This is a genomic window from Rhodomicrobium lacus, from assembly GCF_003992725.1.
Taxonomy (GTDB): Bacteria; Pseudomonadota; Alphaproteobacteria; order Rhizobiales; family Rhodomicrobiaceae; genus Rhodomicrobium; species Rhodomicrobium lacus.
Genome location: NZ_RZNF01000004.1, coordinates 13,370 through 35,899, shown reverse-complemented (window position 1 = coordinate 35,899; position 22,530 = coordinate 13,370). Strand labels below are relative to the sequence as shown.

The following is a 22,530-nucleotide window of genomic DNA, read 5'->3' as shown; positions in this document are numbered from 1 at the left end:
ATTCTTTTGCTTTCGTGCGGGCATCGCGGACGCGTGCCTTATTTCGGTGCAAAATTACAACTTGCATCGCGTTTCGCTCGTCTCGCCTTTAGAAAATACAAGCCATTACGGTATGACTCAGCCATGTTACGCACAGATTATAACGTCTAACGGCAAGGACGTGGGCTATGGTGGGATTGAAACAGGCTGCGGCCTGTGTCGCGTTGCTGGGCTTTGCAGCGGGTAGCGCTCAGGCGGCGGACCTTTTTGGTGAGAGCGGCGGATACAAGGACGGTGCGGCTGCTCCGTACTGGGTCGTGACTGTCGGCGGATACGCGGCTGTGGAGCCATCTTTCCCCGGCGCGAAGGATTCAGACTTCACGTTCCGCCCGATCTTCGATTTCTATCGCGCGGGCGAGAAGGAGTGGCTGAGCCTTCCCAACGATGCGTTCGGCTTCACCCTCTATCAGACGGCCAATTTCCGCTTCGGTCTCGCGGGCAATTATATCGACGAGCGCAACGTCAGCGACGATCGCCGCGCTCTCACGGGCCTTCGCGATATCGACTACACGATCCAGCTCGGCGGCTTCGCGGAATACTACCCGGTTCCGTTCATTCGCACGCGCGTGGAACTTCTGCAGGGCGTCACCGGCGCGGAAGGCTTCGAGGCGAACCTCATCGCGGACTTCATCTACCGCCCCGCTGCGCAATGGCAGTTCACCGTCGGGCCGCGCCTGAAATTCGTGTCCGGTGACTATAACTCCGAGTTCTTCTCGACGCCGAGCAACTACCTCGGTCTCGGATATGCCTATAATGCGGGCGGCGGGTTGAACTCCGTGGGCGTCTCTGCAAGCGCGCGCTATGATGTCAACGAGCGCTGGTCGATCCGCGGCTTCGCGGAGTGGAACCGTCTTGAAGGCGATGCCGCCGACAGCCCGCTCGTCAAACTTCGTGGCGATGAAGACCAGTGGCAGGCCGGTATCGGCGCCGCCTACAAGTTCAACTTCACGTATTAATCGGCTCGCGTCAAATCGGGCGCAATTTGCGCCGAGCCGCACCCGATTTGCGGCGCGATGCTGTAGCGATGATATGGAGCGTGCTTTTGGTTCAATCGAAAGCACGCTCCAACTATTTGTTTTGCCGCGCGTCTTGCCGGAAAGCCCGCTTCACACTTTTCCAGACGCCGCCTTGGCCGTAAGTGGCGAAGCGCAATTTGCTCTCGGTTCGGCGTACCTCTGATATGTCAACGCCAGCGCGCCCCGCTCTGGCGTTTTTTCGATTCCGTCAGCGTAGTGAGGGGCGTCCCGTCGCCAAGGCATTTCCTCGGTTGCCGCGTGGGGTGGCGCGCGTCGTCTCAGCGAGCGTTTTGCTGAAATCCAGCCGTCTCCGCCACAATTTCGCACCGTGGACTGTCTATTACCATTTGTTAACGAGGTGTTGCGCATCGCTGCGCTGACGCTTGGGTCGCTTCCGGCCGAAATGGATGGCAGTTCGCCGGAGCGGGCAGATGGTTGGGTTTTCGCCCGTTTAGGACGCGCGAGAAATCCTCATGGGCGGGGGTGCCTTTTGGGTGACCAGGGCCGAACGAGACCGCGGAAGCTTGGGGCGAGCGAAATCGGCATGCAGGTCAGGTGGGCGTTTTTCGTCTTGTTCGTGGGTGCGGGCACGCCAGCTTTTGCGCAGGCGGCGGCGTGCGATGCCGGTGCATTCAAGACCGTGGTGGCCGAAGCCGGCGCGGCGATCTCCGGCTTGCAGGATGCCCATGCAAAGACGGTGCAGGCAAAGCTTCAGGCGCTGCGCGCGCACCACAACTGGTCCGACGATGTCTATCCCGTGCGGGCGACGCCGTTCGTGAAGGATGACACGACGATGGCGATTGATGCCGCGAACCGTGCCCTGCTCCTCAAGGTGCAGTCTTTCGATGCCAACAAGGCGGCGTCGGAGGATGGGCGTTGTTCGATGCTCCGCGAGTTTCGCCTTGTGATGGACGAAGTCGTTCGCAACACGGCGGCGAAGTGGCGACACATGGTGGCGAAACTCGACGCTGCGACGGCGGAGGTCATGCAGGCCGGGATGGGCGAGTAAGGCGGCATTTCAGTGCTGGTGCGTTGTTTGACCGGCGCGCGCGTGACACAGTCGGCGCGCTGTGCCGATGGCGCGATGATGGTGCTCGCTCGGCGTCTCTGGATCTCGACCGCGCCGCCTTTTGCGAGACGCGCTCTTTGCCGATGGGCTTTACGGGGTGCGGCGGACCCAGCCCAGTGGGGTCAGGTGCTCTTGCGGCGTGAAGCGGGTCTTGTAGGCCATCTTGCGCGAGCCCGCGATCCAGTAGCCGAGATAGACATAAGGCAGCCCGCGCGCTCGGGCGAATTCCACCTGCTCGAGAATGATGTAATTGCCAAGGCCGCGCTTTGAAAGGTTCGGGTCATAGAAGGAATAGACGAGCGAAATTCCGTCGCTGAGCCGGTCGCATAGGACCGCTGCGATCAACGGCCCGCTGTTCTCGCCATCGCGTGGCTTGAGGCGGTATTCCGTGAGATAGGTCTCGACCGCGCTATCCTGGATCATCATCGAATAGTCGAGCAACGTCATGTCGGCCATGCCGCCATCCGCATGCCGGACTTCGATATACTCGCGAAAAAGGGAAAATTGTTCGAGCGTGGCCCGGCCGGAGATGCGCCTCGCGCAAAGATCCTCGTTGATGCGCGCAATCTTGGCGAGGGTGCGATGGGGCTTGAACTCGTTGACCACGATGCGCACAGGCACACAGGCCGCGCAGTGGTCGCAATAGGGCATGTACGCGATGTTCTGGCTGCGACGGAAGCCGCCCTTCAGGAGATTGTCGACAAGGGCTACGGGACGATCCGCGGACAAGTGAGTGAAGATCTTGCGCTCCATACGCCCCGGGAGATAGGGGCAGGGTTGCGGCGCAGTCACATAAAACTCGGGGAATCGTCTTTTCTGGTCCAAGGTAATCTGGCGGCTAGCGTGGAGGCCAAACCATTGTGCCTAAAAAAATCACGTTAAGCCAGACGCAAAGAGGATAAACAGGAAATTAAGTTTCGCTACCGAACCGATGAAGCTCCGTCCCATTCGTCTTAAGCCATATCTTGGCTCGATGATAATTAGGGACCGCGTCGCGAACGAGACGCCAGAAGCGAGGGCCGTGGTTCATTTCCCTCAGATGCGCGACTTCATGCGCCGCGACGTAGTCCAAAACAAATGGCGGCGCAAAGATGAGCCGCCATGAAAAAGAGAGTGTGCCGCTTGTGGAGCAGGAGCCCCAACGCGTTGCTTGATCACGGATCGCAAGGCGTTTGGGGTTGCAGGAAAGGGTTTGCGCGTGTTTCTCCACACATACTGCGAGATCCTTGCGCACTTCGGCCCGGAACCAGTCATGAAGGCGGCGCGGCGCATGCTCCAGATCGCCACTTACGAAAAGCGCGGGCATCCGCGGGTCGACGCGAAAACAGGAGAGGTCGCGCGTCAAGTCGGAGCGGTCGATCGAACAAGGCAGCGATTGGGCGTATTCAGGGGTCTCGGTCCACACGACGTGCGAATGGCGCTTGGGACCGGCGAAGCGGACGCGATGCATCTGCCCGCGCAAAGGGATGAGGGAGCCGTCAGCGAAGGGGACGGGTTCTGGAAGGCGTTCGAGCTGTCTTTTCAGCCAATCCACATGTCGGGCAAGGAACGCGCTGGCATCTTCGACGCATCCCCGATTAGGAAGCGTCAGGATCGCGGCACGCTCGGTGTGGCTGACTTTAAGGGAAAACCGTTTCGCGCGTGGCGAGCGTCTCAGTTCCACGGTGCACCCGACATCGGGGACACGCAGAACGGGAGTTTGCTCAAGAGGAATAATCGATGCTGCTAGCATGAGACTTTCGTCAATGCTTCAACGCGGTTTCAATTCTCGGCGACTCGTCAGAAACGATAGCATGGGCCTTGTGAACAATCTGCGCTTTTTTGAACACAGATTGTATAAGAAACAGCCACCATATCGAAAACGGGAGCTGTAGGCTACATGCAATCTTCCCCCTGTAGCGCACCTGTACGTTACCACCTTTCTCCTAGCCCTGGTTGCGCTTTTTTGCAACAGCGCGGATAAAGCGACATTTTTCCAATATTTTTCAGGACTGCCGTCAATTGTATCTGCAACCGGAGGTAGATCAGTCCTTTATCCAGACCTCGACACGGCGGTTCGCGTTCTGGCCTGCTTCCGAGGTATTGCAGCCTACCGGAAGAAGACTTCCGTACCCTTTGACGGTGATCTTGTTGGCGGGCACGCCTTCCGCGACGAGGGCATTCTTGAAGCTCGTAGCGCGATTGAGAGACAGGGTCTTGTTCGTTTCGAAAGCGCCGGTGCCGTCCGTGAAGCCGAGGAGAAGCAGATCCTTGCCGTTCGCTTCGGTCTTCAAGAACCGGGCGAGGCGGGGAATGTCCTGCATCGCCTTGTCGTCGAGAACGGCGGAGTTCCTATGAAAGCGGAAGTTCACCGACAGGCGCCGGCCCGATTTCACATCGGTCGTCAGATCGCGCATGAGAGCGAAACTGAACTCCTTCTCGGCGACAAGAAAGGCGGGCCAAACCCGCCCCGCCTGCTGGTCGAAGGTCTGAAGGTCGATGCGCTGGTTGATGAACCCGGCCTCGGAGATGATGTCCTGCGCCTTGTCGGACAACGCATAGGCGATAAGCTTGTCGCCGAGCGGGCCGGTCTTGCCGCTGTAGAGATAGAGCCGGCGCGAAAGGGGATATTCCTCGGTCTTCACGGAAAAGACATCCGGCGAGGAGACGATCCCGCAGTTCGACGCGACAGACAGCGGCTTCGCGTTACGGATATAGGCGAACCCTGAGAAGCCGATGCCGTTCGGATCGCGTGCCGTTTCGTCGGAAAGGTCGTGGCTGGATTCGAAGCGCCTGGCGCCCGCCGAAAGCTTGAGCTTGAGGGGCGAGAGCACAAGGCTGTTGAAGGTGTCGAAGGTGCCGGACTTCGCGTCGCGCGCGTAGACGTGGATCGGGCCGGGATTGCCTCCGACGTCCTTCCAGTCCTTGATATCGCCGGAAAAGATCTTCGCAATCTGTTCAAGGCTCAGGGTCTTGACCGGGTTCTTTGGCGAGACGAACACCACGATGCCGTCGAGCGCGAAGACATGCGTCTTGAGTGCGATGCCCGCATCGGCGACGGACTTCAACTCGTCGTCCTTGATCGGCCGCGACATGGCGCCGATCTGGGCCTTGCCTTCGATCAGGCTTTTCGGCGCGGTGCCCGATCCATGCGACTTGATGTCGATGGAGGCGACATCCTTCCCGCTGGCGTCGGAGAGCTTGAAGACGATTTCCTCGGGGTCCGCGCCGACGACCTTTTCTGCGACGAAGCCTTCGTCCTCGGCGAAGCGTTCCACGGTGTTGGGCATGAGCTGCGCGCCGATGGTGTTCGAACCGTGTATGCCGAGCGTCGCGATCAGGGGCTTCGGGCAGGTCGAGCCGGTGCATTCGAATTTCGCGCTTTCGAGCGCCATCATGCCGAATTTTTCGGACCGGATCACAAAGGACGCCGAGTCAGAGGCGACAAGCTCGCCGATCACGGTCAGACCTCCGCCGCGAAGCGTAAGCGTGACATCCTCGGCCTTCACGGGTGCGAGGGACGCCGCGAGGGCAAGAAGGGATGCGCTGGCGCGGCTAGCGTTTCGAACGAACATGGAAACCTCGGGGGAAGGGGTGAACGGGGTCTATCGTGTCAGCGGGTGAGAATGAGTTGCGGCAGCGCCTTGGAATTGTAGCGGGCTGTTTGATCGGATGGATGCCCGCACGGGAGCGGCGCGAACGAGCCTCGCGTGCGCGACACGCTTCCGTTTGGCCTCCAGACGGCGACGCGGTATTCGAGATCGGCGTAAAGCCCGGTGCCGCAACTGTCGGGCTCCTGCGGGATGCGCGCACGGCTTTCATAATCGAGGGCGAGCGTGACCGCGCCGGAAGCCTGGCTCGGCTCATGAATGAAGGTGTAGACCTCAAGCTGGTCGCCTTCACTCGTGCCGTCCGAAACAGTTGTCATGAAGCCGTGACCAAGCTTGTCGCGTCTGTGCCGCTCCTCCGCCTGCCAGCGGCTCGACGGCGCGCCCGCCCAGACATGGCCGACATCGTTGAAATCGGCAGCGTATTCGAAGGCATGGAGATCGAGGTTGACCCGGCCCCGCCAGAAAAGCGCGACCTTCGTGACGCGCTCGAGATCGATGGTCCTGAGCTGGGCCTGAATTTCCATGCCGTCGGGAAAGGTCAGCTTGAGCGGAGGCTTTTCGCCGAGATAACAGTCGAAAAGCACGGTAAGCGCGCCGTTTTCATCGAGGACACGGACGAGCGTAAGGCTATCGTAGCGAAGCGAGATGTGGCCGCCCGCAAAACAGGGGGCGGAGATCGAAATCCGCGACAACCCCGCGCTGACGGGCTCAACGCTGACACTTGGTTCGCATGCCGGAGCGCAATGGCCGGGCGGCGACGCGGCGACTAGGCACACGACCGCACACGAGCCGGCAAACCAGAAGGCGCGGCTATTCATGAGTTCGGCCCCACCTTGAACTCGACGACGCTTCGATTGCATACGATCATATTTATGTGATAATTCGACGACAGCTTAACGCATTGTAGCGACAGGGGAAAAATTAAGTCGGGTGCCGAATTTCGTAGCACGGCGAAATAAGTTGAATGCACACGTCAATAACCGCAAAGGTTGCCCCTCGCTTGCCCGCGGCTTCCCAAATGCATTTTTCTGTGGTACAAGCTGCGTCCCGACTGTCACGGCGAGAACAAAGAAAACCTCCAAACGATGCGACAGAGAGAATTTTCTGATCGGGCGCGCGCCTCCGCGAACACTTAAGTTTCGCTTTTGCCGCGCAAAACTCAACCTTTTGGCGCGAGCAAAAACCATGTTTTCCTGGTTTGAAAAACTTGTTGACCCATTCAAGACGGTTCCGCTGACGCGGCCGCCGCAAAAGCTCCTTTCTTTCTATTGGCACTATATCGGCGGCGTCTGGTGGGTGTTCGGCCTGGTGCTCGTCTCCGGTGTCGTCGCGGCGCTGATCGAAGTGGCGCTGTTCACATTCGTCGGGCAGATCGTCGATTTCGCCAAGGCGGCGGAAAACCCTGCCGCATTCTTTCAGGAACACGGGCGGACGCTGATCTTCATGGCGATCGTGGCGCTCGTCATCCGTCCGATTGCGTTCACGATCCATTCGCTGCTCATCAACCAGAGCATCAACGCGAACGTGCAGGCGCTCGTGCGCTGGCGGCAACATCGCTATACGCTCCGTCAGAGCCTGTCGTTCTTCCAGAACGACTTCGCGGGCCGCATCGCCAACCGCATCATGCAGACGGGACAATCGCTGCGCCAGTCCGCCATCGATGTGGTGGATGCGCTCTGGTATGTCGCGATCTACTGGCTATCGGCCGCGGTCATCTTCTTCGATCTCGACGCGCGGCTTGTCATTCCGCTGCTGCTTTGGCTCGTCGGTTTCGGCGTCATGGTCTGGTATTTCGTGCCGCGCCTCATTCGCATGGCGGTGACGGTGTCGGAAGCGCGCTCCACTCTCATGGGGCGCGTCACGGATAGCTACGCCAACATCCTCACGGTGAAGCTCTTCGCCCATACGGCGAGCGAGGAAGCCTATGCGAAGGACGCGATCTCGGATCACCTGCACAAGTTGCAGGCCCAGCTTCGTGTCATCACGCTCTTCGAGATGTGCCAATGGGTGCTGACCGGGCTCCTGATCGCGGGCACGACGGGGCTTTCGCTCTGGCTCTGGAGCGAGGGAGCGGTGACGCTCGGCGCCATCGCGGTGACGACGGGCCTCGCCATCCGCATCAACAACATGTCGTCGTGGATCATGTGGGTCATCACGACGATCTTCGAGAATGTCGGCACGGTCGAAGAGGGCATGCGCGCGCTGTCCAAGCCGTGGAATGTCGTCGACGCGCCGGATGCGAAGCCGCTCGCGGTCGACAAGGGCACGATTGCCTATGAAAAGGTGCGGTTCCATTACGGACGCGGCAAGGGCCTCATCGAAGACCTCTCGCTCCGCATCAAACCGGGCGAGAAGGTCGGGCTTGTCGGCCGTTCGGGCGCGGGCAAGTCCACGCTCATCAATATCCTTCTTCGGTTCCACGACCTTGAGTCCGGGCGCATTCTGATCGACGGTCAGGATATCTCGAAGGTCACGCAGGATTCGCTTCGCGCGAAGATCGGTCTCGTCACGCAGGACACGTCGCTCCTGCACCGCTCGGTCGCCGACAATATCCGCTACGGAAAGCCATCGGCGACGATGGACGAAATCGTGGCGGCGGCGAAGAAGGCGCATGCGCATGATTTCATCGTCGAACTTCAGGACGCCAATGGCCGGAAAGGCTATGAGGCCGAGGTGGGCGAGCGCGGCGTCAAACTGTCGGGCGGTCAGCGCCAGCGCATCGCGATTGCGCGCGTGCTGCTGAAGGATGCGCCGATCCTGATCCTCGACGAGGCGACGGCGGCGCTCGATTCCGAGGTGGAAGCCGCGATCCAGGATCAGCTCTACAACCTCATGGAGGGCAAGACCGTGATCGCCATCGCGCACCGGCTGTCGACGATTTCGGCCATGGACCGGCTTATCGTCATGGACAAGGGCCGCATCGTCGAGGACGGCACGCATCAGGAATTGCTCCGGCACGGAGGCCTTTATGCGGGTCTGTGGGCGCGGCAGTCGGGCGGCTTCCTGCTGGAAGAGCGCGAGTCCGCGGAGCCTATCGCAGAGCCGGGTCGATACGCCGCCGAGTAGCCGCAGACGCCGCGCCGGTTAAGGGCGCGGCGGGCAGCTCGTGCGGGCTTACAAGGAAGCCGATGTCAGCGACTCTGCCGCTCCGTCCTCGTAAATGCGATAGCGGCGGGGCGTCAGCCCCACGAGGTCGCCGGGGCGGACAGCCGCTTCCGGCGGCAAGCTCGCCTCCACCAGAAGATCGTCGCCGCCGTAATCGAGCCGCACATCCGCGAAGGACTGCGCGCCGACCCGGCGAACCGAGCGCACCGCGCCCTGAAGCGGCGCTTCCGAGACTTCTCCGAAGGTGAGGTCGTGCGGGCGGACAAAAAGACGGGCGGGGCCGGTGGCCGGAAGTTCGTCGTTCGTGGCGAGGCGCCGCGAGCCGATCCACACCCCGCCATCTTCGATGCGCACCGGCAGCTTGACGGACTCGCCGATGAAGTCGAACACGAAGGAATTTGCCGGTTCGTTGTAGATTTCCTCGGGCGTGCCGACCTGCTCTATCTTGCCGTTGCCCATCACGACAACGCGGTCGGCGACTTCGAGCGCCTCCTCCTGATCGTGCGTGACGAGCACGGAGGTGACATTCAGTTCGTGATGCAGATCGCGCAGCCAGCGGCGCAGCGACTTCCTGACCTTCGCGTCGAGCGCGCCGAAAGGCTCGTCGAGCAGCAGCACGTTCGGTTCGATCGCCAGCGCGCGGGCCAGCGCCACGCGCTGACGCTGGCCGCCGGAAAGCTGATCCGGGTAGCGCTCCGCGAGTCCCTCGATATGAACGAATTCCAGCAGCTTTTTAACACGCTTCACGATTTCGTGTTCAGGCTTCCGCTCGCGTCGTGGCCGCACGCGAAGGCCGAACGCCACGTTCTCGAAGACGGTCATGTGGCGGAACAGGGCGTAGTGCTGGAAGACGAAGCCGACATGACGCTTTCTCACGTTGAGATTGGCCGCGCTTTCGCCCGCGAACAGCACGTCTCCCGAATCCGCCCACTCCAGCCCCGCGATGATGCGCAGGAGGGTGGTCTTGCCGGAACCCGATGGGCCCAGAAGCGCGAGAAGTTCTCCGCTGGCTATGTCGAGATTCACGTTCCTGAGCACGACGAAGTTTCCGAAGCGCTTCGAGAGGTTACGGACATCGATCTTCATCTTTTGCGCTCCAGTTTGCTTTCCAGCACGCCTTTCAGCACCAGCGTCACCAGCGCGAGAAGCGCGAGCAGGGACGCCACCGCGAAAGCCGCCGTGAGCTGGTATTCATTATACAAGATTTCAATATGCAGCGGCATTGTATTGGTTTCGCCGCGGATATGGCCCGAGACGACCGACACCGCACCGAATTCGCCCATCGCGCGCGCGTTGCAAAGGAGAATGCCGTAGAGCAGCCCCCACTTGATATTCGGAAGCGTCACCCGGAGGAAGGTTGTAAAGCCCGTCGCGCCGAGCGAGAGCGCGGCCTCCTCCTCGCTCGTGCCCTGTTCCTGCATGAGCGGGATCAGTTCGCGCGCCACGAAGGGGAATGTCACGAAGATCGTTGCGAGCAGGATCGCGGGGAACGCGAACAGGATCTTGATGCCGTTATCCTGCAGCCAATGCCCGAAGAAACCCTGCAGGCCGAACAGCAGCACGAACACGAGACCGGACACGACCGGCGAAATCGAGAAGGGCAGGTCGATCAGTGTTACGAGCAGCGTCTTGCCGGGGAAGCGGTATTTCGTGATCGTCCATGCCGCGATGACACCGAAGAAGAGGTTAACCGCGACCGACGCGGCTGCGACGAGGATGGTAAGGCGGATGGCCGAGATGGCATCCGGGTCGGTGAGGGCCGAGAAGTAGGCGAACCATCCCTTGGAAAATGCCTGAACGAAGACGGCCGTCAGGGGCACCACGATGAACAGGGTGAGAAATCCGACCGCGACGAGTGTCAGGAGGATGCGGAGCGGAAGCGACTCCGTGTTCGCCCTGACGCCTCTCGGCGCCTGGGTCGGGAAGCTTCGTTCCGCGCGTCCGGAGCTTTCTTCCGCGCCGCCGAAGCCAGCCTCCCGGTTGGTGGTTGCGTCAACGAGTGTCATGGCCCTAGCTCCTCGTCTCTGTCCAACGCTGAAGCCGATTGATTACGAGAAGCATGATGAAAGCGACGAAGAGCATGATGACCGCGATCGCTGTTGCATCGGCATAGCGGAATTCCTCAAGACGTATGACAATGAGGAGCGGCGCGATTTCCGAGACATTGGGCAGATTGCCGGCGATGAAGATGACCGAGCCGTATTCGCCGACCGCGCGGGCGAAGGCGAGAGCGAAACCGGTCAGGATCGAAGGCAGCAGCGTCGGCGCGATCACCTTCCGGATGACCTGCCAGCGGGTCGCCCCGAGTGTCGCCGCCGCGAATTCAAGCTCTGGGTCGAGATCCTTCAGCACCGGCTGCACCGTCCGCACCACGAAGGGGATGCCGACGAAGATCAGCGCCACCAGAATGCCAAGCGGCGTGAATGTCACCTGAATGCCGAGCGGAGCGAGAAACTGACCGATCCAGCCATTGGGAGAATACAGCGTGGCGAGCGCGATACCCGCAACGGCGGTGGGCAACGCAAAGGGAATATCGACGATGGCGTCGGCGATACGCCGGCCCGGGAATTCATAGCGTGTCAGCACCCAGGCGACGATCAGGCCGAAGATCACGTTGAAGATCGCCGCCGCGAAGGCGATGCCGAACGAAAGCTTGAGCGCGTTCAGCGTGCGCGCGGCCGTGAGGATGGCGATGAACTGGTCGAAGCCCACACGCGTGGCGTAAAGGATCATGGCCGCGAGCGGGATCAGAACGATCACCGAAAGCCAGGTAAGGGTGAGGCCGAACGTCAGCCCAAAGCCTGGGATGACGCTCGGTTCCCGAAAGCGCAATCTGGTCGATAAGGAGGACAAGGCGGGTCACTCTCTTCGTTACGATTTTCCGATTATAAACGTGAGGTGAAGTCCTTGCCTCCCTCGTAATTACTTGCCGTAAATCTGATCGAAGACGCCGCCATCGCCGAAGTGGGTCTTCTGGGCTTTCGTCCAGCCGCCGAACACGTCGTCGATGGTGAAGAGCGCGACCTTCGAGAATTTGTCAGCGTATTTGTCGGCCACTTCCTTCGAACGCGGACGGTAGAAGTTTTTCGCTGCGATTTCCTGGCCTTCCGGAGCGTAGAGCGCCTTCAGGTAGGCATCGGCGACTGCCCGCGAACCGCGCCGGTCGACGACCGAGTCGACGATGGCGACAGGCGGTTCGGCGAGGATCGAGACGGACGGCGTCACGATCTCGAACTTGTCGTCGCCGAACTCCTTAACCGAAAGATACGCCTCGTTTTCCCACGCAAGGAGCACGTCGCCCTGATTGCGCTGGACGAAGGTCACGGTCGAGCCGCGCGCGCCGGTGTCGAGCACGGGCACCTGCTTGAAGATCTGCGTGACGAATTCCTTGGCCTTCTCTTCCGAGCCGTATTTCTTCAGCGCGTATCCCCAGGCCGCGAGGTAGTTCCAGCGCGCGCCGCCGGACGTCTTGGGGTTCGGGGTGATGATCGACACGCCGGGCTTCACGAGGTCGTCCCAGTCCTTGATGCCCTTGGGGTTGCCCTTGCGGACGAGGAAGACGATCGTCGACGTGTAGGGCGAAGAGTTGTCCGGGTATTTCTTCTGCCATTCCTTGTCGAGAATGCCCTTCTCGGCGATTTCGTCGATGTCGTAGGCGAGGGCGAGCGTCACGACGTCTGCCTCGATGCCGTCGATGACGGCGCGCGCCTGCTTGCCCGAGCCGCCATGGCTCGCCTTGATGTTAAGCGTTTCGCCCTTTTCCGCCTTCCATTTTTCGACGAAAGCCTTGTTGAATTCTGCATAGAGTTCGCGCGTGGGATCGTAGGAAACGTTGAGAAGGGTATCGATGGCGTAGGCGGGGGCGCCGATCAGCGTAGCCGCTGCCAGTGCCAGAACGGTCCGTCTGAGCATGAAAATCTCCGAATTTTAAGTTTCAAATGCGATGCTTCTTCGAACTGCGCCAGCTCGCGCTGGTCTTCTCCCCCGGCTGCTCGCTTCCGCGCCTCAGCTGGGGCTTCCACACAACGCCCGGCGGTGCATGCAGACGCCTGACCGGACGTAAGAGAGAACCGGCTCACCCATCGCTTCCATCCTGGTTCCTTGACGAAGAAAAAGGCGGAGCGAAGCGGAACCTGAAATGGGCATCGCTTGCTTGAGAAGGCTGGTAAAGGCCCGAAAACTCGTTCACCGCCTTCGCGAAGGCCTTAGCGTCGTGTTCCTTCCTGACTTCAAACGCGTCGAAGCCGGAACGCACCATGAAAAGGAACTGGTCACGCAGGACGTCGCCCGTGGCGCGGATCTCGCCTGTGAAACCGTATGCCTCGCGCAGCCGCCTTGCCTGAGTGAAGGCGCGGCCGTCGCGGTAGATCGGAAAGTCCAGCGCAATCAGGGAAAGGCGGGAAAGATACGGTTCGAGCAGGCTTTCCGGCTTGTCGTTCGGCAGCGCCACGCCGAGCGGTACATTGCGTCCTTCCAGCGATTGAGGAGTCTGCGCGAGCAGCCAGGCAAGCGGGACGATCACGGGCACGTCGGTCGGCACCGGTTCGTCTCCACCGAGACGAACATAGGGATCGTCCGCGATCTCACCCTTCTTAATGTACGGCATGAAGCGCCTCCTTGAACGGCTCCACGCCGAGGCGTTTCACTGTATCGATGAAGAGTTCGTTTTCGCTCGTCCGGAGGTCGAGGTAGCGGTTCACGATGCGCTCGATGGTGTCCACCACCTCCTCGTAAGGAATTGCGGGGCCAAGCAGATCGCCGAACCGCGCATCCTCGTCCGCCTTGCCGCCGAGCGTGATCTGGTAGAACTCACGGTCGTTCTTCTCGACGCCGAGAATGCCGATATGGCCGACATGGTGGTGGCCGCATGCGTTGATGCAGCCCGAGATGTTCAGATGGAGACGTCCGACCGAGCGCGCCCTGTCGAGATCGGCAAAGCGTTCCGCGATGGCCGTGGCGATAGGGATCGAGCGCGCGTTGGCAAGGCTGCAATAGTCGAGCCCCGGGCAGGTGATGCTGTCCGAGATCAGGTTTACGTTTGGCGTCGCGAGGCCGGCCGCGTCGAGCTTCCGCCAGAGGGTGAAAAGGTCCTTCTGGCGCACATGCGGCAGCACGAGGTTCTGCTCGTGGCCGACGCGGATCTCGCCTGCGCTGTAGGCGTCGGCGAGGTCCGCGAGCGCATCGAGCTGGCTGGAAGTCGCGTCCCCCGGCGGCTTGCCGACGGGCTTCAGCGAGACGGTGACGATGCCATAGCCTTGCGCCTTGTGAGGCGTGACGGAGTTCGCACGCCAGGTGGCGAAGCGCTCGTCTGCGGCGAGCGCCTCTTGCAATTCCGCAGGCTCGTCTTCGAGCGTTTCATAGGCGGGGTACACAAAGCGCGAGCGGATGTCAGCGAGGAACGCATCGTCGAGCTTGAGATAGCCGTCGCGAATGCGCTCCCATTCCTTTTCGACATCGGCCTTCAGCTTCTCGACGCCGATCTCGTGAACGAGGATCTTGATGCGCGCCTTGTAGATGTTGTCGCGCCGGCCATGGGCGTTGTACGTGCGCAGGATCGCTTCGAGATAGCTGATGATGTGCTCCTTCGGCACGAAGTCGCGCAGGAGCTTGCCGAGGAAGGGGGAGCGGCCGAGACCGCCGCCGACCAGCACCTCGAAGCCCACCTCGCCCGCATCGTTGCGGACCAACCGCAGGCCCACATCATGCACCTTGATCGCCGCGCGGTCGCGCGCCGAAGCCGTGATCGCGATCTTGAACTTGCGCGGCAGGTAGGTGAATTCCGGGTGCAGGGACGACCACTGCCGGAGAACCTCGGCCCAGAAGCGCGGGTCTTCTATCTCGCCGGGAGCGACGCCCGCCCATTGGTCGGTCGTGATGTTGCGAATGCAATTGCCCGACGTCTGGATGGCGTGCAGCCCGGCCTCGGCGAGGCTCACGAGCACGTCCGGCATGTCGGAAAGCTTGATCCAGTTGAACTGAATGTTCTGGCGCGTCGTGAAATGGCCGTAGCCCCTGTCGTACACGCGGCCGATTTCGGCGATCTTGCGGAGCTGGGTCGACGAAAGCGTGCCGTAAGGGATCGCGATGCGCAGCATGTAGGCGTGAAGCTGAAGATAGACGCCGTTCATGAGACGAAGCGGCTTGAATTCGTCTTCGGTCACTTCGCCTGAGAGGCGGCGCGCGACCTGATCGCGGAACTGGGCGGCACGCTCCGCGATGAACGTGCGGTCGAATTCGTCGTAAACATACATCGCGGAATTTTTCTCCGATGTTTTCAGGCTGCCACCTTGCCAGCTTCCTCGGGAAGGTAGGCAACCGGTGCATCGGAAGGAAGCGGGAATGTGGGGCCTTGGCTGCGAATTTTCTCGCGCAGATTGCCGGGCGTTGGAAAGGGAGCGGTCCCGACGCGCGCGACATAGGGGCCGACCGCGACGAGCCCGTCGCTCTGCGCGGCTTTCAGCGCGGCAAGCGCTTCGTCGGCGGTTTTCAAGACCTCGGCATCGGCGAGGCTTTCCGACCAGCTCCCTGCGCTCGTACGGTGGATCACGACGCCATCGGCAAGGCGGTTCGCCGTAATCACAACCGGCCCGCTGATCTTGAGTTTCTGCTGATGAGGATGTGCCATGCTCTTCCCCGACCCTTTCCTTCGGCGCAGCCCGCCGAGAGGCATGCGGCACCCGCCCGCCTTGGACCAGAGTTTGGCGATCTTTGAAAACTTCTCAAGAAAAAATGCGCATTACCGGGAAAATAAGTGCGCACATGGGCAGCATGTTGCCGTAATGGCAAAATAATATTGCCGAAGTGCGAGCTTCAGAGATTGTGATGCTCTTTTTGGCGCGTGCAGCGCAAAAAAGCCTCTGTCACCTCAGGCAAATCCTTGGTCAAAGAACCTTCAGACAGGAAAAATAGGAAAACAGCGCGGAAGCCTCTTGATTGCGCTGCGCGCATTGGTAATAAAGGTTCCTCGCTCGCTTATGGCGACGCGGGCACGTAGCTCAGCGGTAGAGCATTCGCTTCACACGCGAAGGGTCACAGGTTCGATCCCTGTCGTGCCCACCAGTATGGTTTCCGCATTGTTTTCTCAGGGTTTTTTCGGGGCGGCGTAACACCGGCCATCCGTCGAGGCGTGGGCGATCCGAGCCAGTGCGCGAGGGTTTTACGCGCCGGACTGGTGGCGGAAGTCGCGCTTGCATGTTTTTTGCAAAGCGCTGTATCGCATCCATGTTGCGAAACCCGACCAGAGACCAGATCAGGGAACATCCCTTTGCCGACCGACAGCGCGCCGAAGAACAGGTTCAAGCTTTCCACCACGCTCGAAGCGCGTGTGCATCATCACAACGACAAGACCGGCATCACGACGCTCTTTCTCGGCGCCTTCGAACTGCGCGTGCCGCGCGTCGCTGCCGAACCGGGCACGGGTGTTGCCGTGGATATCGACGCAAGCGACGTTTCCATCGCGCTGTCTCGCCCGATGGATGTGTCGATCACGAACCGCCTTCCCGGGACGATTGTTGAAGTGGAATATCTCGACGCGCCCTATGCGCGGGTGACGTTCGATCTCGGCGTCTGCAATCTGCATTCGCTCGTCACATGGGAGTCGGTCGAGCGGCTGGCGCTCGAACCCGGTCTCAAGGCGTGGGCGATGATCAAGACCATTGCCATCACGCAGATGAACGTAAATCCTGAGTCTCTTCCTGAACCCCGCCCGACGTTGCAGTCTCGAACGACCAATCGAGAGACGAAGTGAGTTCTTCCAGCGTTGCGGTTGCCGCGCGGGCCGAGCGCCGCTCGACCGAGCGGAAGACCGCGACGATGCGCTCGCCGAATGGCGTCACTTCCGCCCCGCCGCCGCGCCGACCGGGGAAGGTGTCGATGACGCGCGTCTCGAAAGTCCGGTTCAACGCGTCCGTCATCAACCAGGTCTTGCGATAGGAGATGCCCATCAGCTTGCTCGCGCCGAGGATCGAGCGGCATTTCTGAACGGTTTCGATGAGCGCAATATCTTCCTCGTCCAAACTGCCTCCGTTGGGCAGGGCGAGGCTGACATGAAGACGGGCCTTTTCCTTCTGACTCGTGGTCTGATCCATTGTCGCGTCCAAGCCTCGCTTCGGCATTACCTGTCTTGCGTCCTATATAGCACCCCCAGCATGGTTTTTAAATGCCGGTAACGAAGCGCGCATCTGCGACGATTTCATGAGGTCGGCGGCCCAAGAACGACAATCACCCGCATTGCGAGATCGCTGTAACCCTGTGAAGCCCATGAGAAGGGGGGCTTCGTTGCGGAGATCGATGGCTTTGTGATGAGCAGTCAGCACGCATGCGAAGCCACCGCAAACGTTCATAATAATTCTAAGAACGAGCGCGGAGACGCCAAGCATTCCGAACGCCTTTGCGCTTCGCAATCCGACCGGCCAATCGCGTCCGGACGTGCTTGTCGCGGGCTTGCATGCGCCCGTCATCGACGCGGGCGAGAAGCCCTCCACCTTTGCGCTTGTGGGCGAAACCTGAACGACCCGCGACATCAAAGAGTTCTTCGCCGCGCCGCTTGAGCCCTCGCAGCAGGGCCGTGCGTTTGCGGATAGCATGCGCCGCGACGGGCCGCTTTTCCTTGGGCTCTACGCCTGAAGCCCCCGCAATTTCTCTTCCTCGCGGATCACGATGCGGTCGGGCGCCACCTCGATGTAACCCTTCTCGCGGAACCGTTCGAGCGTGGCTGATATCCATTGCCGCGTCGCGCCGACCATGCGCGCGAGTTCGTCCTGTGTCAGCGTGCGATCGATGATGACGGTGTCGCCGATGCGCTGGCCGCCCAGTTCGGCCATGAGCAGCAGAAGCTGAGCCAGCCTTGCGGCGGCGGAACGCGTGCCGAGCATCTGGATAAGGCTTGAGAAGCACTTGCCCTTCTGTTCCAGCGCCTCGACGAGCGCAACCGCGATCCGAGGACGGCGCTCTATCAGCGCGCGCATTCCGTCGCCAGGCACGAGGAGGACGCGCGTGGGCTGCTCGGCAATTCCCGACCACATATGCAGGCAGCCACCGAAGATGTGAGGCCCGCCGACGAAGTTTCCCGCCGACCAGTAGGCAAGCGTGAGTTCGCGCCCGGACGGTCCGACGTAATAGACGCGGACCTTGCCGGACAGGATGATGAAAATGCCCTCGTTCGGTTCGCCCTGGCGGAACACCATCGCGCCTGGCGCGAACACCTGCACCGACGACAGGGCGAAAAGCTCCGCGACGTCGCTTTCGTCGAGGCCATGGAAAAAATTCGGGTTTGCTCTGCCATGCCCCTCATCGCCATAAAGACGTAGCGAGAACTCCGCACCTTCTAGTGATTTTATGCTCGGCTTCCCGGCCTGTTCAAAATATTCTTCCATTGACCCTGTATTCACGGCTCATCATGGGCAATTAGTTGCTGGCTTATAGCTCAATCTCCATCGATTTTGTAGACGCTAAAAATTGGAGATTGACGTGGTCGCCCTGCTCAAGGAAATCTATCGCGCCGAGCCGTCCTTCGACGAAGTGCTGGCCGAACATCCCCGCTTCCCGCGCCTCATTGCGCGCAAGATCGACGTGCAACGCCGTGGCGTGCACTACACGGAAGCCGCCGAAAAGGCCGTCGATCCGGCCGTGCACCAGTTGCGCAGCCCCTATATCTTCGGCTCGCGCGACGGCGAGATCAAACCGCTGCCCGAATCGCTGCTTCTGCGCGACGGAACGACGATTCTCGTAGACCCGACCCCGCTCGATCAAAACCCCTATGTGGTGGATTACCGCGACGGTCGCTTCGTGCTGCTGGACGATGGTCAACGCGTCGAGGAAGTCGATCTGTGGCCGAAGCCCTCCTATTACGACAAGCTCACCACCTCCGGCCTGCCGATGAGTCACATCGTGAGCGCGCGGCCGCAGCGGCTGAACGTGTTCCAGTCGAGCTTTTGCTACTTCTGGGCCGACAAGGAAGGCTGCCAGTTCTGCGATATCGTCACGCACACGAAGCAGCAGCGCGATGAAATAGGCGTGCCGAACAGGCTTCGTCCGGAGGACGTCAAGGAAACCGTCGCCGAGGCGATCAAGGAACCGGGCCGCTTCACCAATCTCTGCCTCACCGCCGGCTCTGTGACCAAGGGCAAGGAAATTTTCGACCTGGAAGTGGAGTTCTACATCGAACTGCTTCAAGCCATCGGCGAGAACTTCCGCACAAAGAAATTTCCGAGCCAGCTGATCGCGTCCGCCTTCAACGAAAAGCAGCTTGCGCGTCTCTATAATGAGACGGGCCTGACGAGCTACACCACCGACCTCGAAGTCCTGAACGAAGAACTGTTCGGCTGGATCTGCCCCGGCAAGGCGCGACAGGTCGGCTATCAGGGCTGGAAGCAGCGTCTCGTGAACGCGGTGGACATCTTCGGACGCGGCAACGTCGGCACCGGCATCGTCGGCGGCGTCGAGACCGCCCAGCCCTCGGGCTTCAAGAGCGAGCACGACGCGCTGCAATCGACGCTGGCTGAAGCCGATTGGCTCGCGGCGCGCGGCGTGACCACCGTCTATATCGTCTGGGTGCCTCGCCCCGGCTCGGCCTTCCGCGACCAGAAAGCGCCGTCGCTCGACTACTTCATCCGGCTGGCGAAGGGGCTTCAGGACATTCGCGCTTCCCACGGCCTGAAGGTCGATTTCGACGACTATCGCCGCTGCGGCAACCACCCCGACTCAGACCTTGCACGCCTTCAGTAGGAACGCCAAAATGGCCGCGATTTTAACTCCCGATGTGATCGCGCTGCTCGACAGCGCCGAAACCATCAAGATTCTTGCCACCGTCGATGCGAACGGCGCTCCCGATGCCGTAGAGAAGCCTTCGCTGCACCACGGCGGCGACGGCACGATCCATGTGCTCGAATTCCTCGAAACCTCGGCGGCCAACCGCAATCTGACACACGCCATCTGGTTCGGCGGCTCGGTGTCGATCGCGCTTCACGGAGCGGACGGCCACCGCGTGCAGATCAAGGGGCGCCCGGTGAAGCTGCACATCACCGGCCCGCTTTTTCAGAAGCACTATGTGCGCGCCCGCGAAACGCTCGGCGATGTCGATCTCGCGGGCGTCTGGGTCATCGAGCCGGACGAGGTGATCGACGAACGCTTCGAGAAGGTACGCGCCCGCGAGGATGCGGCGCATCCCGATTTCATTCATCTCGACCGCATTGCGGTCTAGTGGAGCGAATTTGACATTTGAGTCCCGGTGGCTGCGGACTCTCGCTCAAATGTCAAATTCAAAAGCTCCAATAGAATCATAATGTTGCTAGTGGTCCCCTCGATTCCGACCTTTGCTCGCAAGCGCTGCAAACGGATGCAAATGTCGGAATCGGACCACTAGCCGCCCTTACCCCTAGCGCAATCGAAGGGACCGTTTCCGCTCCGGCGGAAGCGACCCCGGCGTGCGCCTCCCGCATCCGATTTCGAGGCTCAGGAGCCATTCATGAAGATCCTCTTCATCAATCCCACCTTCTTCGACGGCGACGCTTTCAAGAACCGCTACGCCGACTACGTGAACTGGATCCGGGGCGGCAATCTCTACGTCGCTCCGTTCGAGCCGCCGCTCGGCCTCGCATATCTCACGGCCTATGTGAAGCGGCTCGGCCATGACGTAACGCTGCTCGACATGCAGGCGCTGTTGATGGATTCGGAAGAACTGGGGCGCCGTATCAAGGCTGAAAAGCCCGATGTCGTGGGCATCACCGCCATGACGCCTACGCTACCGGCGGCGCTGCGTGCGGCCGACATCGCACGCGCTCAGGTGCCCGCCTCGACAATTGTGCTCGGCGGCGTTCATCCGACGCTCGATCCGGAAACCGTCATCGGCCATCCATCGGTGGATTTCGTCATTCGCGGCGAGGGCGAGGAGGCTTTCTCGCAGCTTCTGCGCGCGCTCCAAAACGGCGGCGATGGGCTCGGGCAAATCCAGGGGCTATGCTTCCGCACGTCTAGCGGTGTGCACATCTCCGAGAAGGCGCAGCTGGGCGAGAACCTTGACAGCATCCCCGGCGCGGATTACGGCGCGTTCCCCGTCGAGCGCTATATCGAACACAATTCGCTGCTCCGCTCCGTGCGCGGCATCTCGATGATCGTCTCGCGTGGCTGCCCGTATAATTGCAGCTTCTGCGCCGTGCAGCAGACCATGGGCCGCAAATGGCGTTTCAAGTCGCCCGCGAAGGTGGTGGACGAGGTGATCCGTCTCCGGGATGACCACGGCATCGAAGGCGTGTGGTTCAAGGACAGCATCTTCAATCTCAAGCCCGCATGGACGAAGGAATTCTGCCGCCTGATGGTCGAGCGGAAGGTCGGCATCGAGTGGCAGGCGCTGACGCGCATCAACCTGCTCGACGAGGACGAACTCATCATGATGAAAGAGGCGGGCCTCACACAGATCGACCTCGGCATCGAGTCGGGCTCGCCGAAGAGCCTTGTGCGTCTCAACAAGAAGATCACGGTCGACCAGATCAAGGAGAAGGTCGCGCTCGCGAAGAGGCATCTGCGGGTGTTCGGCTTCTTCATGATCGGCATTCCGGGAGAGGACGAGGACGATGTCCGCCAGACTTTCGAACTCGCGAAGTCGCTCGAACTCGACCGCTGGAGCTGGAGCATATATTCGCCCCTTCCGGGCTCGCCGCTTTACGACGAACTCATCGCAGAGGGACGGATCAAGCCGTTCGCGCTCGAACACACCCGTGTTCACTTCACGGAAGCCTATGAAGGCATCTGCTCGATCCCTTCCGCTCGCCTCAAGGAGCTTTACGGCGAGATCAACGAGCATTTCGCAACGCGGCGCCTCCAGCATCTTTGATCATCGCCCGCGAGCGAATGGCGGTCGGCAAAATCGTAGGGGCTTCGATGACCAGAAAACTGAACAAGAGGTCGTCAGACTTCTGGACAGCGCAAGCATTTGAAGCAGCGGCAGCGCTCACATTCTTCGGGCCGTAATTCAAGGCGGGCAGCTGCGTTTGAATTGAGAATTGGGAGAAAGCCCCACGCGAAATCAAAAGCGCTCCGTGCCGCAACCCTGCTAAGCTGCCGTGCGAAGGGACTGGTCTCATGACGCTGACAACGGGGCAGCTGCACCACACGCTCACAACGGTGCTTGGCTTGGCGAAGCGGGAGGGCGGTTTCAGCTACCGCCTGATCGGCACGGCCGCCGACCTGCTGCGCGGGGTGCCGATAGAGCCCGGCGACGTCGACTTTCTGGCTAGCGCGCGTGCCGATGTCGACACCTTCGCGCGGGCGCTCGCCGCTTATCGATGCCTGACCCCGCCGACGTGGATGCCCTGTTGCTTGCAATATTACGCGGCGTTCGAGGTGGACGGCGTCCAGGTCGATGCCAGCACCGTCGAGTCTCCGTCGCAGGCCACCTTCATCGAGGCCTTCGGCAGCGGCCCCTGGACGCATTTTTCCGAAATCGCCGTCGGCGACAAGCGCGTCGCGGTGGTGGCGCTCGAACTGCGGCTGGCAACAGAGCTCTGCCGCGACCGCAAGGACCGGGCCGAGATCATCGCCCGCTGGATGCGCGATCATGGCTGCGACGCGCCGCTTCTGAGGAACGCCATGGAGGCGCGGGGCATCGACACGGCAACGCAGTCGTCCGTGATGGCGACCATCCGCGATCGAACTTGAGGTGCGTGACTGATGGAGAAGGGGATCGGTGAATCCGGCTCCATCCCATAAAACCGGG

Annotated in this window: 22 protein-coding genes and 1 tRNA gene; 10 read left to right on the top strand and 13 right to left on the bottom strand. The window is 61.0% G+C overall.

Annotation, left to right across the window (positions count from 1 at the left end):
* The first annotated feature begins 167 nt into the window (after positions 1 to 167).
* Together EK416_RS06495 and EK416_RS06490 are read left to right on the top strand one after the other, a co-directional pair.
* The gene (locus EK416_RS06495; protein WP_127076699.1) at positions 168 to 995 is read left to right on the top strand and encodes a MipA/OmpV family protein; all 828 of its coding nucleotides are present in this window, start codon (positions 168 to 170) and stop codon (positions 993 to 995) included.
* Between the two features lie 604 nt (positions 996 to 1,599).
* Entirely contained in the window at positions 1,600 to 2,064 is a 465-nt protein-coding gene (locus tag EK416_RS06490; RefSeq protein ID WP_127076698.1) for a hypothetical protein, read from the top strand.
* A 150-nt stretch (positions 2,065 to 2,214) separates the two neighbouring features.
* On the opposite strand, the gene EK416_RS06485 is transcribed toward EK416_RS06490, so the two are convergent.
* Complete coding sequence (locus tag EK416_RS06485; protein WP_127076697.1) at positions 2,215 to 2,949, bottom strand: arginyltransferase; 735 nt, start codon at positions 2,947 to 2,949, stop codon at positions 2,215 to 2,217.
* Positions 2,950 to 3,034: 85 nt separating this feature from the next.
* Positions 3,035 to 3,358 carry a M48 family metallopeptidase gene (locus tag EK416_RS18170; RefSeq protein WP_342634623.1) on the bottom strand — a complete coding sequence of 108 codons (324 nt, stop codon included), beginning with the start codon at positions 3,356 to 3,358 and terminating at the stop codon, positions 3,035 to 3,037.
* Here EK416_RS18170 and EK416_RS18165 point away from each other — a divergent pair.
* A complete protein-coding gene (locus EK416_RS18165; protein ID WP_342634625.1) occupies positions 3,275 to 3,853 on the top strand; it encodes a hypothetical protein in 579 nt (192 codons plus the stop codon). The two genes, EK416_RS18170 and EK416_RS18165, sit on opposite strands and share 84 nt — an antisense overlap.
* 295 nt (positions 3,854 to 4,148) lie before the next feature.
* On the opposite strand, the gene EK416_RS06475 is transcribed toward EK416_RS18165, so the two are convergent.
* Complete coding sequence (locus tag EK416_RS06475; RefSeq protein WP_127076695.1) at positions 4,149 to 5,678, bottom strand: substrate-binding domain-containing protein; 1,530 nt, start codon at positions 5,676 to 5,678, stop codon at positions 4,149 to 4,151.
* Positions 5,679 to 5,716: 38 nt separating this feature from the next.
* Positions 5,717 to 6,532, bottom strand: a complete 816-nt coding sequence (locus tag EK416_RS06470) for a hypothetical protein (RefSeq protein WP_127076694.1) — start codon at positions 6,530 to 6,532, stop codon at positions 5,717 to 5,719.
* A 367-nt stretch (positions 6,533 to 6,899) separates the two neighbouring features.
* On the opposite strand from EK416_RS06470, the gene EK416_RS06465 reads away from it, so the two are divergent.
* Complete coding sequence (locus tag EK416_RS06465; protein WP_127076693.1) at positions 6,900 to 8,780, top strand: ABC transporter ATP-binding protein; 1,881 nt, start codon at positions 6,900 to 6,902, stop codon at positions 8,778 to 8,780.
* A gap of 48 nt (positions 8,781 to 8,828) precedes the next feature.
* Here the strand turns inward: EK416_RS06465 and EK416_RS06460 are convergent, their stop codons facing one another.
* The 7 genes from EK416_RS06460 to EK416_RS06430 form a co-directional block, all read right to left on the bottom strand.
* Positions 8,829 to 9,905, bottom strand: coding sequence for a sulfate/molybdate ABC transporter ATP-binding protein (locus tag EK416_RS06460; RefSeq protein WP_127076692.1), 1,077 nt, complete (start codon positions 9,903 to 9,905; stop codon positions 8,829 to 8,831).
* Entirely contained in the window at positions 9,902 to 10,825 is a 924-nt protein-coding gene (gene cysW, locus EK416_RS06455; RefSeq protein ID WP_127076691.1) for a sulfate ABC transporter permease subunit CysW, read from the bottom strand. Before cysW ends, EK416_RS06460 begins: the two co-directional genes overlap by 4 nt.
* Before the next feature lie 4 nt (positions 10,826 to 10,829).
* Positions 10,830 to 11,672, bottom strand: a complete 843-nt coding sequence (gene cysT, locus EK416_RS06450) for a sulfate ABC transporter permease subunit CysT (RefSeq protein ID WP_181952124.1) — start codon at positions 11,670 to 11,672, stop codon at positions 10,830 to 10,832.
* Positions 11,673 to 11,741: 69 nt separating this feature from the next.
* A complete protein-coding gene (locus EK416_RS06445; protein ID WP_127076690.1) occupies positions 11,742 to 12,731 on the bottom strand; it encodes a sulfate ABC transporter substrate-binding protein in 990 nt (329 codons plus the stop codon).
* Between the two features lie 163 nt (positions 12,732 to 12,894).
* Complete coding sequence (locus EK416_RS06440) at positions 12,895 to 13,425, bottom strand: DUF934 domain-containing protein (RefSeq protein ID WP_127076689.1); 531 nt, start codon at positions 13,423 to 13,425, stop codon at positions 12,895 to 12,897.
* On the bottom strand, positions 13,412 to 15,070 hold the full coding sequence (locus EK416_RS06435) for a nitrite/sulfite reductase (RefSeq protein ID WP_127076688.1): 1,659 nt from the start codon (positions 15,068 to 15,070) through the stop codon (positions 13,412 to 13,414). The genes EK416_RS06440 and EK416_RS06435 overlap by 14 nt, the downstream gene beginning before the upstream one ends.
* A gap of 23 nt (positions 15,071 to 15,093) precedes the next feature.
* On the bottom strand, positions 15,094 to 15,444 hold the full coding sequence (locus tag EK416_RS06430; protein WP_127076687.1) for a DUF2849 domain-containing protein: 351 nt from the start codon (positions 15,442 to 15,444) through the stop codon (positions 15,094 to 15,096).
* Positions 15,445 to 15,803: 359 nt separating this feature from the next.
* On the opposite strand from EK416_RS06430, the gene EK416_RS06425 reads away from it, so the two are divergent.
* Both EK416_RS06425 and EK416_RS06420 read left to right on the top strand, forming a co-directional pair.
* Positions 15,804 to 15,878, top strand: a tRNA-Val gene (locus EK416_RS06425).
* A gap of 205 nt (positions 15,879 to 16,083) precedes the next feature.
* The gene (locus EK416_RS06420) at positions 16,084 to 16,566 is read left to right on the top strand and encodes a TOBE domain-containing protein (RefSeq protein WP_181952123.1); all 483 of its coding nucleotides are present in this window, start codon (positions 16,084 to 16,086) and stop codon (positions 16,564 to 16,566) included.
* On the opposite strand, the gene EK416_RS06415 is transcribed toward EK416_RS06420, so the two are convergent.
* Positions 16,481 to 16,906: a winged helix-turn-helix domain-containing protein gene (locus EK416_RS06415; protein WP_127076686.1), complete on the bottom strand. Its 426-nt coding sequence runs from the start codon at positions 16,904 to 16,906 to the stop codon at positions 16,481 to 16,483. The two genes, EK416_RS06420 and EK416_RS06415, sit on opposite strands and share 86 nt — an antisense overlap.
* Before the next feature lie 528 nt (positions 16,907 to 17,434).
* Positions 17,435 to 18,193 (bottom strand): Crp/Fnr family transcriptional regulator, encoded by a 759-nt coding sequence (locus EK416_RS06410; RefSeq protein WP_127076685.1) that lies wholly within the window; start codon positions 18,191 to 18,193, stop codon positions 17,435 to 17,437.
* A 94-nt stretch (positions 18,194 to 18,287) separates the two neighbouring features.
* Here EK416_RS06410 and EK416_RS06405 point away from each other — a divergent pair, with 94 nt between their 5' ends.
* The 4 genes from EK416_RS06405 (at position 18,288) to EK416_RS06390 (ending at position 22,472) form a co-directional block, all read left to right on the top strand.
* Entirely contained in the window at positions 18,288 to 19,544 is a 1,257-nt protein-coding gene (locus EK416_RS06405; RefSeq protein ID WP_127076684.1) for a radical SAM protein, read from the top strand.
* Positions 19,545 to 19,554: 10 nt separating this feature from the next.
* Complete coding sequence (locus tag EK416_RS06400; protein ID WP_127076683.1) at positions 19,555 to 20,019, top strand: hypothetical protein; 465 nt, start codon at positions 19,555 to 19,557, stop codon at positions 20,017 to 20,019.
* Positions 20,020 to 20,283: 264 nt separating this feature from the next.
* Positions 20,284 to 21,648: a B12-binding domain-containing radical SAM protein gene (locus tag EK416_RS06395; protein ID WP_127076682.1), complete on the top strand. Its 1,365-nt coding sequence runs from the start codon at positions 20,284 to 20,286 to the stop codon at positions 21,646 to 21,648.
* Between the two features lie 248 nt (positions 21,649 to 21,896).
* Positions 21,897 to 22,472 carry a hypothetical protein gene (locus EK416_RS06390; RefSeq protein ID WP_127076681.1) on the top strand — a complete coding sequence of 192 codons (576 nt, stop codon included), beginning with the start codon at positions 21,897 to 21,899 and terminating at the stop codon, positions 22,470 to 22,472.
* Positions 22,473 to 22,530: the final 58 nt, after the last annotated feature.